This window comes from Streptomyces sp. NBC_01013 (assembly GCF_045162765.1).
GTDB lineage: Bacteria > Actinomycetota > Actinomycetes > Streptomycetales > Streptomycetaceae > Streptomyces.
Genome location: NZ_CP108687.1, coordinates 4,310,775 through 4,324,843 on the forward strand (window position 1 = coordinate 4,310,775; position 14,069 = coordinate 4,324,843).

Sequence of the window (14,069 nt, forward strand, 5' to 3'; positions counted from 1 at the left end):
GCCCTCAGGGGCACGTGCCGGATTCGAGTACGACCGTCGCGCACGGTACAAAGAGGCATGGCCGCGCAGGAACAGTCATCCGAGGACCGACCGTCCGCCCCGGGCAGGGACGACGTCGACGCGGTGACGCGCGCGGTGCTCACGGCGTCGCGCCTGCTTGTGGCGGTGTCCGCCCGTTCGCTGGCGACGGTCGAGGACCGGGTGACGCTGCCCCAGTTCCGGCTGCTCGTGGTGCTCGCCACGCACGGGGACGCCAAACTGGTCTCGCTGGCCGAGCGGCTCGGCGTGAACCCGTCGACCGCGATGCGCATGGTGGACCGGCTGATCGCCGCCGGTCTGGCGGAGCGGCAGGTCAACCCGGCCAACCGCCGGGAGACCTCGCTGCGGGTGACCCCCGAGGGGTTCCGGCTGGTGGAGGACGTCACGTCCGCCCGCCGCCGGGAGGTCGAGGCCATCGTCGAGCGCCTCGCGCCCGAGCAGTGCACCGCGCTGATCGAGGCGCTGACGGCGTTCACCGCGGCGGGCGGGGAGCCGACCGTGCCCGGGGACGGCGCCGACGCCTACCCCCTGGGCTGGGCGCCCGACCTCCCCGCCCCCCACGACGGCTGACGGCACCGCGGGAGGTCACTCCGCGGACGCGGTCAGCTCCTCCTTCGGGGCGGCTGTCGCCTGCGCCGGGGGGACGGGGCCGGGCAGGCCGGCCGGGCCGTCGTCCTTGCCGCGCCACTTCTGGATCAGCTCGACCGCCGGCTGGGTCCAGCGCGCGGTGAGCGGTCCGACGATGACGAGGATGAGGACGTACGCGGTGGCGATGGGTCCGATCCGGGGCTCGGTCGCCACGGCCAGACCGGCGATGACGATGGAGAACTCGCCGCGGGCCACGAGCGTGCCGCCCGCCCGCCAGCGTCCGCGCGATCCGATGCCGGCCCGGCGGGCCGCGTACCAGCCGGTGGCGATCTTGGTGAAGACGGTGACGACGGCCAGCAGCGCGGCCGGCAGCAGTACCGGCGGGATCTCCGCGGGGTTGGTGGAGAGCCCGAAGAACACGAAGAACACGGCGGCGAAGAGGTCCCGCAGCGGGGTCAGCAGCTTGCGGGCACCCTCGGCGACCTCTCCGGACAGGGCGATGCCGACGAGGAACGCCCCGACGGCCGCCGACACCTGCAACTGCTGGGCCACACCGGCGACCAGGACGGTCAGCCCGAGCACGACGAGCAGCAGCATCTCCGGATTGTCGGAGGACACGGCCCGGCTGATCAGCCGGCCGTGGCGCAGCGCGAGGTAGAGCACGAACCCGACGGTGCCGAGCGCGATGAGCAGCGCGATGCTGCCTCCGGCGAGACCGACGCCCGCGAGCATCGCGGTGAGCAACGGCAGATAGACGGCCATCGACAGGTCCTCGATGACCAGCACGCCGAGGATGACGGGCGTCTCCCGGTTGCCGAGGCGCCCCAGGTCCGCGAGGACCTTGGCGATCACCCCGGACGAGGAGATCCAGGTGACGCCGGCCAGGGCCACGGCCCCCACCGGCCCCCAGCCGAGCAGCAGGGCAGCGACGGCGCCCGGGGTCGCGTTGAGCACGAAGTCCACGGCGCCGGACGGGTACTGCGTCTTGAGACTGGTGACGAGTTCGGAGGCGCTGTATTCGAGGCCGAGCAGGAGCAGCAGCAGGATGACGCCGATCTCGGCGCCGACGGCGGTGAACTCCTCGCTCGCCCCGAGGGGCAGCAGGCCGCCCTCGCCGAAGGCGAGCCCGGCCAGCAGGTACAGCGGGATGGGGGAGAGGCCTATGCGGCCGGCGAACCGGCCGATGATGCCCAGTCCCAGGATGACGGAGCCGAGCTCCACCAGCAGTGCGGTCGTGTCATGCACGGTCAGCCCTCCGCAATGATCTCGGAGAGCGTGTCGACGCCCTCCCTCGTACCGACGACGACGAGCGTGTCCCCGATGGCGAGCCGGAAGTCGGGCCCGGGCGACGGGTGCGCGCTGTGGGTCCGCAGCACCGCCACGATCGAGGCCCCTGTCCGGGTCCGCGCTCGGGTGTCCCCGAGCAGCCGGCCACCGTACGGGGAACGCGTCCCGAGCGGGATGTGCTCGGTGACCAGGTCGATGCCCTCGGTCCGCACGGCGTCGATCGGCGCCGCGTCGATGAGGTGGGCGAGACCGGTGGCCTCCTGTGGAGTCAGGGGCACGGAGAGTTTGCAGGAATCAGGGTCGTCCTGGTCGTAGAAGCCGATGAACCGCCGGCCGTCGTGGTGGACGACGACCGAGATGTGCTGTCCCGACTCGGTGGTGTAGTCGTACTGCACGCCGACTCCGGGCAGCGTGGTGCGGTGGGTTCCCATGGCTTCCTCCCGAGGAGCGCGGTGTGCTCTGACGTACTTGGCGATCTCTTTAGCTCCGCATTACCTTATCCGGAGGCTTCCGCCGCCTGTCGGGCGACCAGTACCCGCCCCGGACACACACGTGCCCGGCCGGTGATGCGGTACCGGCCGGGCACGTGGGGGCGGGGGCCCGGATCAGTCGCCGATCTCGATCCTGCCGTTCGGCGCCGCGGCGGCGGTGTCCTGCTGGGCGGGGACCTCCGGCTTCGCGTTAGCACCCTTGAGGTTCTGCAGCAGTGCGGCGAGGTCGACGCCCGTGGTGGAGCTGAGGAGCTCCATGCCCTGGGCGACGTTGTCCGCGACGGTGCGCGACAGCTGGCCGGCGCCGTCCGTCGAGATGACGGTCAGCTTGTCGATGGCGCTCAGCGGCTCGGAGGCCCTGGCGACGACCTGCGGGAGCACCTCGACGAGCATCTGGAGCACGGCCGCGTCGCCGTACTGCGCGAAGGCGTCCGCCTTCTTCTGCATGGCCTCGGCCTCGGCGGAACCCCGGGCGGCGATCGCGGCGGCCTCGGCCTCGCCCTCGATGCGCACGGCGTCGGCGAGCGCCGAGCGGTGCAGCTTCTCACCCTGACCGGTCAGGCGCGAGCGCTCGGCGTCCGCCTCGGCCTCCTTGACCTGGGCGATACGGCGGGCCTCCGCCTCCTGCTCGGCCTGGTAGCGCGCGGCGTCGGCGGGCTTGCGGACCTTGGTGTCGAGCTCACGGTCGGTCAGGGCGGCCTGGCGCTGGGCGACCTTCTCCTGCTCCTGGAGGACCTCCTGCTGGCGCGCGGCCTCGGCGAGCGGACCCGCGGCGTTCGCCCTCGCGACCGCCGCCTCCGTCTCGGCCTTGATCTCGGCCTGCTTCAGGTTGAAGGTCCGCTCGGCGATGGCGATCTCCTCGGCGGCCTTCAGCCGGGCCTGCTCCGAGGCGCGGCGGGCGTTCGCCTCGGCGATGTCCGCCTCCTGCTTGGCGCGGGCGGCCTCGGGGCGACCGAGGTCCTCCAGGTAGGAGCCCTCGGTGGTGATGTCCTGGATCTGGAACGCGTCCAGGATCAGGCCCTGACCGGACAGGCTGGCCTCGGCCTCCTCCGCCACCTGACCGGCGAAGGCGGCCCGGTCGCGAATGATGTCCTCGACCGACATCCGGCCGACGATGGCGCGCAGCGCACCGGAGAGGACTTCCTGGGTGAAGCCGACGATGCCGTCCTGCTGCCGAAGGAAGCGCTGGGCGGCGGCCCGGATGGCGTCCTCGCTGCCGCCGACCTTGACGATCGCGACGCCTTCGAGGTGGGACTTCACCCCACGCAGGGTGACGGCGCCCCGCACGGCGACGGGGATGTGCCGGCTGGACAGGTCGAGGGTGAACTTCTGCTGGACGAACGGCACGACGAACACGCCGCCGCCGACGACGACCTTCTGGCCGCTGTTGTCGATGCTGGACCGGCCGGTCACCGGGTCCACGGACTTCTTGCCACGGCGGCCGGTGATGATGAACGCCTGGCTGGGTCCCGCGACCTTGTAGCGGGTGATGACGGCGAGGGTGAGCAGGAAGAGGAGTACGACGACTCCGGCGATGGCGATCAGGACTGGACTCATGAAGGTGTCCCCCTCTGCCTCCCGACGGGGACGGCAGTTGTGGCGAGCGGTGGCGTGCCGGCCGGCGTGCCGGCTCAGCGTTCGACGGGACGGACCGATACCGAGGTGGTCGAGAGCGTGGCCTCGACCCAGATCTCGGTGCCGCGTGCGACCGGCACCGGGCTCTTCGCCGAGAGCTTGACGGGCTGGCCCCCCAGCCGCAGCAGCACCTCCCCGTAGCCATCGGCCGGAATGGCCGTGACCACGGACCCCGACGTGCCGACGAGATCCTCGTCCCGCGGGGTGGCATGGGTCTGATCTCGCATCAGGGCCTGACTGAACTTCCAGGTCAGCCAGGCCGCGACCAGCCCGGCGAGCACCCCGGCAGCGGTGGCGGCGACCGTGCCGACCCCGGTCGTGCCGAGCACGATGGCGCCGCCGAAACCGAGCATCGAGACGAAACCGGCGATCACCGGAAGGGAGACCAGCCCGCTGAAGAGGCCTTCCAGAAAGCTCCCGAAGAGTCCTTCGAGGATTCCGTCGAAGATCAGTGACAGGGCGAGCAGGACGACTCCCGCAATGCCGAGACCGAGAAACAAGGTCACGTGATCACCCCTCCCGGCTGCGGAATCCCCCGAAGATTTCCGTCGAACTGGCTGGATGGTCCCATACATCCCTGACGGCCGGCACTGCCGTGTCCCGGCAGTGTTCTAGCCGTTACCCATGCCGGACAACTGCTGCGCCAGCGTGTCCAGGGACTGGAACGTGGCACCCAGCAGTGCCACGTGCTTCCAGCGGAGCACCCCGTCGGCGTCGAGCAGGAACACCGAGCGGCGCACCCCGATACCGGGCGCCGCCACCCCGAGCGCCCGGGCCGTGACGCGGCCCGGGTCCGCGAGCAGCGGCATGCGCAGTCCATGGCCGCGGGCGAACGCCTCGTGGCTGTCCACATCCTGTGGACTGATTCCCCAGACCTCGGCGTCGAGCCCTTCGAAGGTCTCCATGCCCGAGGAGTACGAGCAGAGCTGCTTGGTGCACACGGCCGTGTTGTCGCCGGGGTAGAAGGCGAGGACGAGAGCCCGGCCGCGCGCGGCGGAGAGCGTGTAGTCGCGGCGTTCGAAGGAGTCCCCCTCCAGGACGCCTCCCGCGAGCGTGAAGTCCGGTACCTGCTGGCCGATTTGGGGCGACGATCCCATGTGATGTCCTTTGACGGTCCGGCAATTGGGGGCGCGGCGCGGTGCGATGGTGCCGCCCGTGCCCGTACAGCATGCTCGGTACGGCTTCGATCACCGCACCCGGAGGTACGTATGACGCCACCACGCCGGCCGGCCGCCGCGGTGCTCCTGCTGCACGGGGGCCGGGAGACCGGTCTCGGGGGGCCGCCGCCCGGCCCGCTCAACCTGCCCTCGGTGCGGATGCGGCCGTTCGCCCGCGGCCTGCGGGCCGCGCTGCCCGGGGACGTGCTGCTGTCGGCGGTCCGGTACGGGCACCGGGGCTGGAACGGGGACAGGGCGGACCCGCTGCACGACGCCGTACGCGCCCTGGACGAGCTGCGGCGTACGGCGGGCGAGGTCCCGGTCGTGCTGCTCGGGCACTCGATGGGCGGACGCGCCGCCCTGGCCGCCGCCGGGCACCCACTGGTCCGGGGCGTGGTCGGCCTTGCACCGTGGTGCCCCCAGGGCGACCCGGTGGCCCAGCTCGCCGGACGGAACGTCGTCCTGGTGCACGGCACCCGCGACCGCGTCACGCATCCGGCGGACTCCCGTGCGCTCACCCAACGGGCCAGGAAGGACGGCGCCAGGACCTGTCTGGTGACCGTGGACGGCGGGGACCACGCGATGCTCCGGCGCGCGACGGCCTGGCACCGTCTGACGACCGCTCTGGTCGCCGGGCTGCTGGACCGCGGGCCGCTTCCGGGACCGGTCGCCGAGGCGCTGCGGCTGCCGCCGGGGGCCACGGCCGACGAGGGGACGGTGGACCTGGACCGGCTGCTAGCGGCCGGCGGGCCGGGGTGATCAGCCGCCGGCGTCCGGCACCACGCCCGGCCTCCTACGCGTCGGGGGCCACGGGCGGGGCGTAGTGGCCCAGGAACATGTCCACCCCGTGGGTGATCAGCCGGTCGGTGGCGTCGTCGTCGATCGTCGTGCCGTACGAGCCGAAGACCAGGTGCGGGAAGACCAGCAGGGCGTACAGCTGGACGATCGCCGTATCCAGGTCGGGGATGACCAGCCGGCCGCGGCCGGCCAGTTCGCGCAGGGCGTCGGCGACGGCGGGGTGGTGGCCCTCGGGGCCGTGGCCCTGCCAGGCCTGCGCGATCTCCGGGAAGCGGTGCAGCTCCGCGGCCACCAGATTGCGCAGGGCGATGACCTCGTCGTTGCCGCGGACGGCCGCGACCCAGGCGCGGGCCGCGTCGACGAACGCGGCCCGCAGGTCGGGGGCGTCGGCGAGGGCGGCGAGCGCCGTCGTGGACGTACCGCCGAGCGGTTCGTCGAGCGCGCCCGCGATCACGGCGGTGAACAGCGCTTCCTTGCTGCCGAAGTGGTTGTAGACGGTCACTTTCGAGACGCCCGCCCCGGCGGCGATGGCATCCATGCCGACGCCGAACCCGTCCCGGAGGAACGCCTCGCGGGCCGCCTTCACGATGGCCTGCCGCTTGGCCTCGGCGCGAGGTCCCGCAGGGCGGGGCTTGATGTCCATGGGTCGATGCTAACAGCGACCTGAACTGAACGGTTGAGTTCATCTGTACTGGACCGTACAGTTCAAGTATGACTCATGACGCTGACTCGAAGACCACCGCACACGGCGCATCGAAGATCACCGCACACGGCGACGTCCGGGGTGACGGCCGTGGTGAGAGCCCTCCCCAGGGACGGCACCGTCCGCCCGGGGTGATGCTCGCGCTCCTGTGCACGGCCCAGTTCATGCTGGTGCTCGACGTCACCGTGGTGAACGTCGCGCTGCCCGACATGGCCGCCGACCTGCACCTCGACCGCACCGCGCTGACCTGGGTGGTCACCGCGTACACCCTCTGCTTCGGCGGGCTGATGCTGCTCGGCGGGCGCCTCGCCGACGCCTTCGGGGCGCGGCGCACCCTCCTCGCGGGCCTGGCCGTCTTCACCGCCGCCTCGCTGGTCTCCGGCCTCGCCGGAAGCGCCGCGACGCTGATCGGCGGCCGGATCGCCCAGGGCGTGGGCGCCGCCCTGCTGTCACCCGCGGCGCTGTCGCTCGTCACCACCTCGTTCCACGGCGCCGCCCGCAACAAGGCGCTCGGGGTGTGGGCCGCGATCGGCGGCACCGGATCGGCCATCGGCGTACTGGTGGGCGGCGCGCTGGCCGGCGGCCCCGGATGGAGCTGGGTGTTCTACGTCAACGTGCCGGTCGGCCTGGCCCTGCTGGCCGCCCTCCCCGCCGTCGTGCCGCCGCGCGCACCACAGGCCTCGACCCGGCTCGACGTGCCCGGCGCGCTGCTCGTCACGGCCGGCACCGGGGCGCTGATCTACGGACTGGTCGAGGCCGGGGACGGCGGCTGGGGCGCGCCCGCCGCCTTGCTGCCGCTCGCTGCCGCCCTCGTCCTGTACGCCGGGTTCGCGGTGGCCGAGCGGGTGTCCCGGGAGCCGCTGATGGACCTGCGGATGTTCACCCGGCGCCCGGTGCTCGCCGGGGCGTTCCTGATGCTGATCGCCACCGGACTGCTGATCGCGTTCTTCTTCCTCGGCTCTGTCTACCTCCAGCACGGCCGCGGCTTCGGGGCGATGCGGACCGGGCTCGTCTTCCTGCCCGTGGCGGTTGCCGTCGGCGCCGGCGCGCACCTGGGCTCGCGGCTCGTCACATCGGTGGGGAGCCGGGCCACCGCGGTCGGCGGGATGGTGATCGCCACCGCCGCCTGCGCCCCGCTGGCCCGGCTCGACGCGGACAGCAGTGTGTACGGGGTGCTGCTGCCGGGTCTCTCGGTGGCCGCCTTCGGCCTCGGGGCCGTGTTCGTCACCGCCACCACGACGGCGCTGGGCATGGTCGCGCACGAGGAGGCGGGGCTCGCGTCCGGAGTGGTGAACACCTTCCACGAGGTGGGCGGTTCGATCGGGGTCGCGGTCGTGTCCACGGTGGCCGCCGCGGGAATCGGCGGCGCCGCGGGCGCGGTGACCGGCTTCGCGGACGCGTTCCGGGTGTGCGCGGTGGCCGCGGGCGGCTGCGCGGCGGTGTCCGCCCTGCTGGTGCCCCGGGGGAAGCCGGAGACCGGGGGCGCCATGCCGGTGCACTGAACCGAGCGGTGCGGCGGATGGTGTGCGGATGCGGGGGCGGGGCGGTCGTCCGACGATGAGGGGCCGGGCGGTCGGGTGGCCCGCGCCCTGCCCCAGGAGGTTGTCTTGCCGGCCGATGCGCACGCCGACGTCCCGTCACCGCTCGACATCGTCGCGCTCGCGGCCGTCCTCGACGGGACCACGGCCGGGGTGGGCGTCATGGACACCCACCTGCGCTATGCGTACGTGAACCCGGCCCTCGAACGGCTCAACGGCCTGCCGGCCGCCGCGCACCTGGGCCGTACGGTCTCCGAGGTGCTTCCCGAGGTCGACGCCCGCGAGGACCTGATGCGCGCGGTCCTCGCCGACGGCCGGGCCCGCGAGATCGCCTCCAGTGGGCGGACCCCCGCCGCGTCCGGCACCGCCATGCGCTACTGGCACGGGGCCTACCACCGGCTGGAGGTGGCCGGCCGGGTCGTGGGTGTCGCCGGGGTCGTGATGGAGGTCATGGCATCCGACGACGACCAGCGCCGGCTCGCCCAGGCGCAGCGCCACCTGAGTCTCCTGGACAGCGCGAGTGCCCGGATCGGCACCACCCTCGACATGGACACCACCTGCGCCGAACTCGTCGACCTCGTCGTCCCGGGGCTCGCGGACCTCGCCACGGTCGAGGTCTTCCCGCCCGACGTGGCCGCGCCGGTGCGACCCGCACCGCCGGGGGTGGTCCGGCTGAGGCGCGCCGCCGTCACGGCGGTGCCGGGGCTGCGCGAACGGGTGGCCGAGTTCGGCGGGCCCGGCGACTACGTCGACTACCAGGAGAGCGCGGCCGTACCGCGCTGCCTGGCCGCCAACCAGCCCGTCGTCGAGAATCTCACCCCCGACGAGCAGCTCGGCCGTTCCGCGCCCTCCCCGGAACGGGTCGCCGCCTACCGGGCCCTCGGGATGCATTCGGCGCTCATCGTGCCGGTCGCCGTACGCAGCGGCCCGATCGGCATCCTCGGTCTCGTCAGGGCCGGGGACTCGCCCGTCTTCACGGATGAGGACGTGGTGGTCGCCCGCGAGCTCGCCGGGCGGGCCGCCGTCGACCTCGACCACGCCCGCCGCTTCGCCCATGAGCACACCATCGCCCTGGAACTGCAGCGTTCCCTGCTCTCCGAGCCGCGTCCGCCGCACCCGCACATCGAGATCGCCACCCGCTACCTGCCGGCCGACCGGAGCGTGCTGGTCGGCGGCGACTGGTTCGACGTCATCCCGCTGCCCGACGGCCGCCACCTCAAGGCGATGGGCGACGTGATGGGACACGGCGTCGAGGCGGCCGTCGCGATGAGCCACTACCGCTCGCTGCTGCGGCTGCTGGCCGACGAGGAGCTGCCGCCGCACCGCATCCTGGAGCAGCTCGACCGGATGGTCGAGCGGTCCGGGCTCGACCGGGCGGCGACCTGTCTGCTCGCCGTGGTCGACCGGTCCGGCGGGGCGTTCGAGGTGGCGAGTGCCGGCCATCTGCCGCCGGTGGTCATCGACCCCGGTCCGGCAGGGACGTGGCTGGCGGATGTGCATGCCGGCCCGCCGCTCGGCACCGGGCTCGGCGGCTACCGGACGACGAGGGTGAGCTGCGGCCCGGGCACGGTGCTGTTCATGTACACCGACGGACTGGTCGAACGGCGCGGCGAGGACATCGATGTGTCCGTCGGCCGGCTCAAGGAGCTGGCCCTGCCCGGGAGCGGCGACCTGGACGAGCTGCTGGACGCGGTGCTCGACCGGTTCGGGCCGGGCGCCGAGGACGACATCGCGGTGATGGCCTCACGGTCCCGGGAGGCCGCCGTCGGCGGCCGTACGACGGACTGATCCCCGCACCGAGCGGGGCGGAGATCGTCTCGGGCGGCGGGGTGGTTCCCCGACCGCCGCAGAACGTCCGGCTGCGCGAGGAGTACGAGCTGCGCCGGGGCCGGGGCCGGCTCCTGGCGAGGCTGCGCGCTCCCGCTCGGCCGGACCCCGGCGCTCACCCCAGTTCGAGGCTGGTGATGCCGAACAGCCCGGCGTGATCGACGTCCGGCGCCGGCCCGGTGTACATGCGGGCCGTCTCGAACGACGGGGTGAGCCCCAGCTCCTCGGCCAGCCGCACGGCCGCCGGATTCACGTCGGGTACGTCCACGGCGACGGGCGTGGACGGATCGGTGGCCGCGAGTGCGCTCACCAGTGACCGGGCGATCTCCGGTGTGGCTGCGTACAGCGGGCCGATCCGCGAGGACGTCCGGCAGGCGCGCAGCACGGCGAGCCCCTGCACCTCGCCCTCCGACAGCGCGACCAGCGCGGTGCGTCCGGGCGTGGTCGTCCAGGCCGCGAGGAAACTGTCCCGCTCCGCGGGGAAGAACCGGCGGTCGTACGCGGTGACCTGGCCGAAGGGCAGCGTGCGGGCGTTCACGAGGGTGACGCCTGCCGGCGGCGGGACGTCGACCGGGACGAGCCCCTCGTACCGCTGGTTCGTCCAGACCGGACGGAAACCGGACTTCCGGTAGTTGGGCTGCTGCTCGACCACTCCGTCCAGTCCGGTGTTCCGCCCGGACAGGCGCGCCGTCCCGGTGGCCCAGACGCGGCTCCCGTACCCCTGTCCGCGCAGCTCCGGACGGGTCAGATAGAAGCCCAGGAAGCCGAAGCCGGCGCCGTAGCGGACCACGGAGACACAGGAGGCGGGCACCCCGTCGAGGCGGCCGATCAGGAAACCGCACGGATCGGCGGCGAAGAACGCCTGACCGTCGGTCAGCCCGGGGTTCCAGCCCTCGGCGTGGGCCCAGTCCGCCATCATCCTGATGTCGTCGGCGCTTGCTGTGGTGATCTCGAATGTCGGCACCCACCACGTCTACCGCGTCGGAGGTCCGCCCACCGCCATTTCACCGTGTCACCACCCGGTCCACAGCAGATGGTTGACCGCCAGGGCCAGGGCCGCCTGGGCGGCGAGCCAACCGCGCCGGGAACCGGTGGGCAGCAGTGCGCCCAGCGGGAGCAGCCACAGGGCGAACGGCTGCCAGATCCGTTCGGTCTCCGCCTTGCTCATTCCGGAGAGGTCGGCGGCCAGCAGGGCGGTCAGGCCTGCCAGCGCGAGGAGGATCAGCCGTCCGTCGGCAGGGGTGGTCCCGGCGCGCAGCCCGCGTACGGCTCCGGGGGCGCGTGCCAGGCCTCGGCGCAGCCCCGCGACCGTGGCCGGTCCGATGATGACCGCCGTGCAGGCGAGGTTGGCCCAGATCCAGTAGCCGTACGGGCGGATGCCGCCCGCCCCCTGGTAATAGCGCTCGACCAGCACGCGGTAGGCGTGCCACCAGTCGAAGCCGGCCACGGTGAAGGCGACGGGCACCACCAGGGCTCCCACCAGGAACAGCGGGAGTGGCCGGGCGGTGCGGGCGAGCACGAGGACGGCCGCCAGCGGCAGGGCGATGAGCGTCAGACCGTAACTGAGGTAGCAGGTCAGCCCGTACAGCAGGCCGGCGCCGAGCGCGGCGGCTGCCGGGGCGCGGACCGTGCGCCGTGCGGCCAGGGCCAGGAGCGCGACGGTCCAGGCCGCCACGGCGGTGAAGTAGGCGTCCGCGGAGGTGCCCGCCCAGACGGCCACCGGGGCGAGGACGAGGAAGGGGGCGGCGCGCCGGGCCGTGTCCTCGTCGGCGAGCGCCCGCAGGGCGACCAGCGCGGCCACCGCCGCGGACCCGCCGACCACGATGCACCAGACGCCGGCCCAGGCCCCGCCGCCCAGCCCGATGCGGTCCAGCAGCACGAAGGTGAGCGTGGCGCCCGGCGGGTGCCCCGCGACATGGGCGGGCCAGTTGCCCGGCGGGCCGATCAGAATGTGACTGTCGAAGGTGCGCAGCGCGGTGCCGATGTCGTCGAACCGGTCGATGACCCGCAGGTACTCGTGCTTGGTGGTGAGCCGTTCGGCGATGCCCCGGCCCCAGCCGTCGATCAGTGCCAGCGAGAAGATCCAGGCGAGCGACGCGGCCCAGCCGGTGAACAGGAGCGCCCGCCAGCGCAGCCGGGCGGCGAGCCCCGGCCCGTAGGCGATCACTGCCACGGCGGCGGCCGGTGCGGCCGCCGTGCCGGGGCCGATGTGCGGGTACCAGGTCGCCAGCAGCGGCGCCCAGTGGACGGCCAGGGTGTGGTCGGCGTTCTCGATCGCCCGGCCGATGAGCGCCGCCGCGGTGACCAGCGCGGCTGCCCCGGCGACGGCGATCAGATCACCGGGGGTGCCCGTGCGCGGGGCGACGGGGTCCTCGGTACGGGGCGCGGTGCGGTCCTCGGTCTTCACCCCGGCACGGTATGCGCGGGAGGTGCCCGCCGAGGTGTGTCGCCCGCGCGCGTCACCGAACCGTCAGATCCGGCCCCGCGGAGGCACCGGAGAGACCCGGCACCGGAGTGACGTCAGACTTTCGTCAGGAGTCGTACCCCCGCCCACCGTGAACCGCGGGCATAGCGTCGGCGCCATGGGCGAACGACAAGACAGCGGGCCCCCCGGCCCCGTTTCCGCACGCATGGCCGCGGCCCTCGAACGGACCCCGTCCGCACCCGGTTTCTGGCGCAGCCCGGTGCGCGGCGTGCGGTTCACGGCGGTGCTCGGGCTGGTCCTGCTCGCCGGGATCACCCTGCTGTTCGTGACCGGACTGCTGTCGTACGCCGCGTACAACCCGGACCTCGCCCCGGTCAACGACAAGACCCCGGACAAGGGGCTCCTCGGCTTCTACCTCTTCTCCTGGCCGACCGGGCCGCACTGGCTGTACCGCCTGACGCAGGGGCTTCACGTCACCGGCGGCATCGTGCTCGTGCCCGTCCTGCTGGCGAAGCTCTGGTCGGTCGTCCCGAAGCTCTTCGCGCTGCCGCCGGCCCGGTCCGTGGGACACGCGCTGGAGCGATTGTCGTTGCTGCTGCTGGTGGGCGGAGTGCTGTTCGAGTTCGTCACCGGACTGCTCAACATCCAGCTGGAGTACCTCTTCCCGGGTTCCTTCTACTCGCTGCACTTCTACGGGGCGTGGGTGTTCTTCGCCGCCTTCCTCGCCCATGTGGGGCTGCGCCTGCCGACGGCGGTCCGGGTGCTGCGGGAGGGCGGGCTGAGCGGGAACACGGCGGACGACCCGCTCGCGTCGCCGCGCCCCGCCGAGCCGACCCTCTCCCGCCGCGGTGCGCTGGCCATGGTGGGTGCCGGTTCGCTGGTCCTGTTCGTCACATCGGCGGGCCGCAGCTTCGACGGCCCGCTGCGGGAACTGGCCGCGCTGACCCCTCACGGGGCCGCCGAACCGGGCACCGGCCCCGACGGCTTCCAGATCAACAAGACCGCCGCGGCCGTCGGCATCACCCCGGCGGACACGGGCGAGGGCTGGCGGCTCACCGTCAGCGGTCCGGCCGGGGACCTGCGCTTCACCCGGGCGCAGCTGCTGGCCATGGATCAGTTCAGCGCCGCGCTGCCGATTGCCTGCGTGGAGGGCTGGTCGACCGCGGACCAGTGGTGGCGGGGCGTGCGGCTGCGGGACCTGGCGGCGCTCGTCGGCTACCCGCACGCGCCGCCGGGGGTGCTCGTGGAGTCGGTGCAGCGGCGGGGCGCGTTCCGCCGGGCGGCGCTGCGGGACAACCAGGTGCGCGACCCGCGCTCCCTGCTGGCCCTCCAGGTCAACGGCGAGGACCTGTCGCCGGACCATGGATACCCGGCCCGGATCATCGTCCCGGCGGCGCCCGGAGTGCTCAACACCAAATGGGTGGACCGGCTGACCTTCGGAGAGCTGTGACGAACAGGATGAGTCCCCGGCAGATCTTCCGGCGCTGGTACGGGGAGGGGCCGCTGCACCTGCTCCTGCTGGCCGCCTCGTTCGCGCTTGCCGGGTATGCGGGCGTACGACTGCTGGCGGGGGACGCCGTC

The 14,069-nt window shown here is 73.2% G+C and carries 13 protein-coding genes; 5 read left to right on the forward strand and 8 right to left on the reverse strand.

The features are described from left to right. The first annotated feature begins 57 nt into the window (after positions 1 to 57). A complete protein-coding gene (locus tag OG538_RS18675) occupies positions 58 to 609 on the forward strand; it encodes a MarR family winged helix-turn-helix transcriptional regulator (RefSeq protein WP_406095009.1) in 552 nt (183 codons plus the stop codon). 15 nt (positions 610 to 624) lie between these two features. Here the strand turns inward: OG538_RS18675 and OG538_RS18680 are convergent, their stop codons facing one another. From OG538_RS18680 to OG538_RS18700, 5 genes are all read right to left on the reverse strand, one after another. Beyond that, a complete protein-coding gene (locus OG538_RS18680; protein WP_406095011.1) occupies positions 625 to 1,872 on the reverse strand; it encodes a cation:proton antiporter in 1,248 nt (415 codons plus the stop codon). A 2-nt stretch (positions 1,873 to 1,874) separates the two neighbouring features. Further along, positions 1,875 to 2,345, reverse strand: a complete 471-nt coding sequence (locus OG538_RS18685) for a cation:proton antiporter regulatory subunit (protein ID WP_406095013.1) — start codon at positions 2,343 to 2,345, stop codon at positions 1,875 to 1,877. A 174-nt stretch (positions 2,346 to 2,519) separates the two neighbouring features. Continuing rightward, positions 2,520 to 3,962, reverse strand: a complete 1,443-nt coding sequence (locus OG538_RS18690; RefSeq protein WP_406095015.1) for a flotillin family protein — start codon at positions 3,960 to 3,962, stop codon at positions 2,520 to 2,522. 74 nt (positions 3,963 to 4,036) lie between these two features. Beyond that, positions 4,037 to 4,546 carry a hypothetical protein gene (locus tag OG538_RS18695; protein WP_406095017.1) on the reverse strand — a complete coding sequence of 170 codons (510 nt, stop codon included), beginning with the start codon at positions 4,544 to 4,546 and terminating at the stop codon, positions 4,037 to 4,039. A gap of 105 nt (positions 4,547 to 4,651) precedes the next feature. Next, positions 4,652 to 5,137 (reverse strand): peroxiredoxin, encoded by a 486-nt coding sequence (locus OG538_RS18700; protein ID WP_406095019.1) that lies wholly within the window; start codon positions 5,135 to 5,137, stop codon positions 4,652 to 4,654. Positions 5,138 to 5,248: 111 nt separating this feature from the next. On the opposite strand from OG538_RS18700, the gene OG538_RS18705 reads away from it, so the two are divergent. Then, a complete protein-coding gene (locus OG538_RS18705) occupies positions 5,249 to 5,956 on the forward strand; it encodes an alpha/beta hydrolase (protein WP_406095021.1) in 708 nt (235 codons plus the stop codon). A 34-nt stretch (positions 5,957 to 5,990) separates the two neighbouring features. Here the strand turns inward: OG538_RS18705 and OG538_RS18710 are convergent, their stop codons facing one another. Then, on the reverse strand, positions 5,991 to 6,638 hold the full coding sequence (locus tag OG538_RS18710; protein WP_406095023.1) for a TetR/AcrR family transcriptional regulator: 648 nt from the start codon (positions 6,636 to 6,638) through the stop codon (positions 5,991 to 5,993). A gap of 68 nt (positions 6,639 to 6,706) precedes the next feature. On the opposite strand from OG538_RS18710, the gene OG538_RS18715 reads away from it, so the two are divergent. Then, positions 6,707 to 8,200, forward strand: a complete 1,494-nt coding sequence (locus tag OG538_RS18715) for an MFS transporter (RefSeq protein ID WP_406095024.1) — start codon at positions 6,707 to 6,709, stop codon at positions 8,198 to 8,200. Between the two features lie 105 nt (positions 8,201 to 8,305). Beyond that, positions 8,306 to 10,024 (forward strand): SpoIIE family protein phosphatase, encoded by a 1,719-nt coding sequence (locus OG538_RS18720; RefSeq protein ID WP_406095026.1) that lies wholly within the window; start codon positions 8,306 to 8,308, stop codon positions 10,022 to 10,024. Positions 10,025 to 10,178: 154 nt separating this feature from the next. On the opposite strand, the gene OG538_RS18725 is transcribed toward OG538_RS18720, so the two are convergent. Together OG538_RS18725 and OG538_RS18730 are read right to left on the reverse strand one after the other, a co-directional pair. Further along, on the reverse strand, positions 10,179 to 11,027 hold the full coding sequence (locus OG538_RS18725; protein ID WP_406095028.1) for a GNAT family N-acetyltransferase: 849 nt from the start codon (positions 11,025 to 11,027) through the stop codon (positions 10,179 to 10,181). A gap of 48 nt (positions 11,028 to 11,075) precedes the next feature. Continuing rightward, on the reverse strand, positions 11,076 to 12,470 hold the full coding sequence (locus OG538_RS18730; RefSeq protein WP_406095030.1) for a hypothetical protein: 1,395 nt from the start codon (positions 12,468 to 12,470) through the stop codon (positions 11,076 to 11,078). Between the two features lie 223 nt (positions 12,471 to 12,693). On the opposite strand from OG538_RS18730, the gene OG538_RS18735 reads away from it, so the two are divergent. Then, positions 12,694 to 13,938 (forward strand): molybdopterin-dependent oxidoreductase, encoded by a 1,245-nt coding sequence (locus tag OG538_RS18735; protein WP_406100204.1) that lies wholly within the window; start codon positions 12,694 to 12,696, stop codon positions 13,936 to 13,938. Positions 13,939 to 14,069 lie beyond the last annotated feature (131 nt).

Coding starts and splice junctions, on each gene's coding strand:
- OG538_RS18715 (WP_406095024.1), top strand. CDS start 6,707: ATGACTCATGACGCTGACTCGAAGACCACCGCACACGGCGCATCGAAG.
- OG538_RS18700 (WP_406095019.1), bottom strand. CDS start 5,137: ATGGGATCGTCGCCCCAAATCGGCCAGCAGGTACCGGACTTCACGCTC.
- OG538_RS18710 (WP_406095023.1), bottom strand. CDS start 6,638: ATGGACATCAAGCCCCGCCCTGCGGGACCTCGCGCCGAGGCCAAGCGG.
- OG538_RS18690 (WP_406095015.1), bottom strand. CDS start 3,962: ATGAGTCCAGTCCTGATCGCCATCGCCGGAGTCGTCGTACTCCTCTTC.
- OG538_RS18675 (WP_406095009.1), top strand. CDS start 58: ATGGCCGCGCAGGAACAGTCATCCGAGGACCGACCGTCCGCCCCGGGC.
- OG538_RS18735 (WP_406100204.1), top strand. CDS start 12,694: ATGGCCGCGGCCCTCGAACGGACCCCGTCCGCACCCGGTTTCTGGCGC.
- OG538_RS18685 (WP_406095013.1), bottom strand. CDS start 2,345: ATGGGAACCCACCGCACCACGCTGCCCGGAGTCGGCGTGCAGTACGAC.
- OG538_RS18705 (WP_406095021.1), top strand. CDS start 5,249: ATGACGCCACCACGCCGGCCGGCCGCCGCGGTGCTCCTGCTGCACGGG.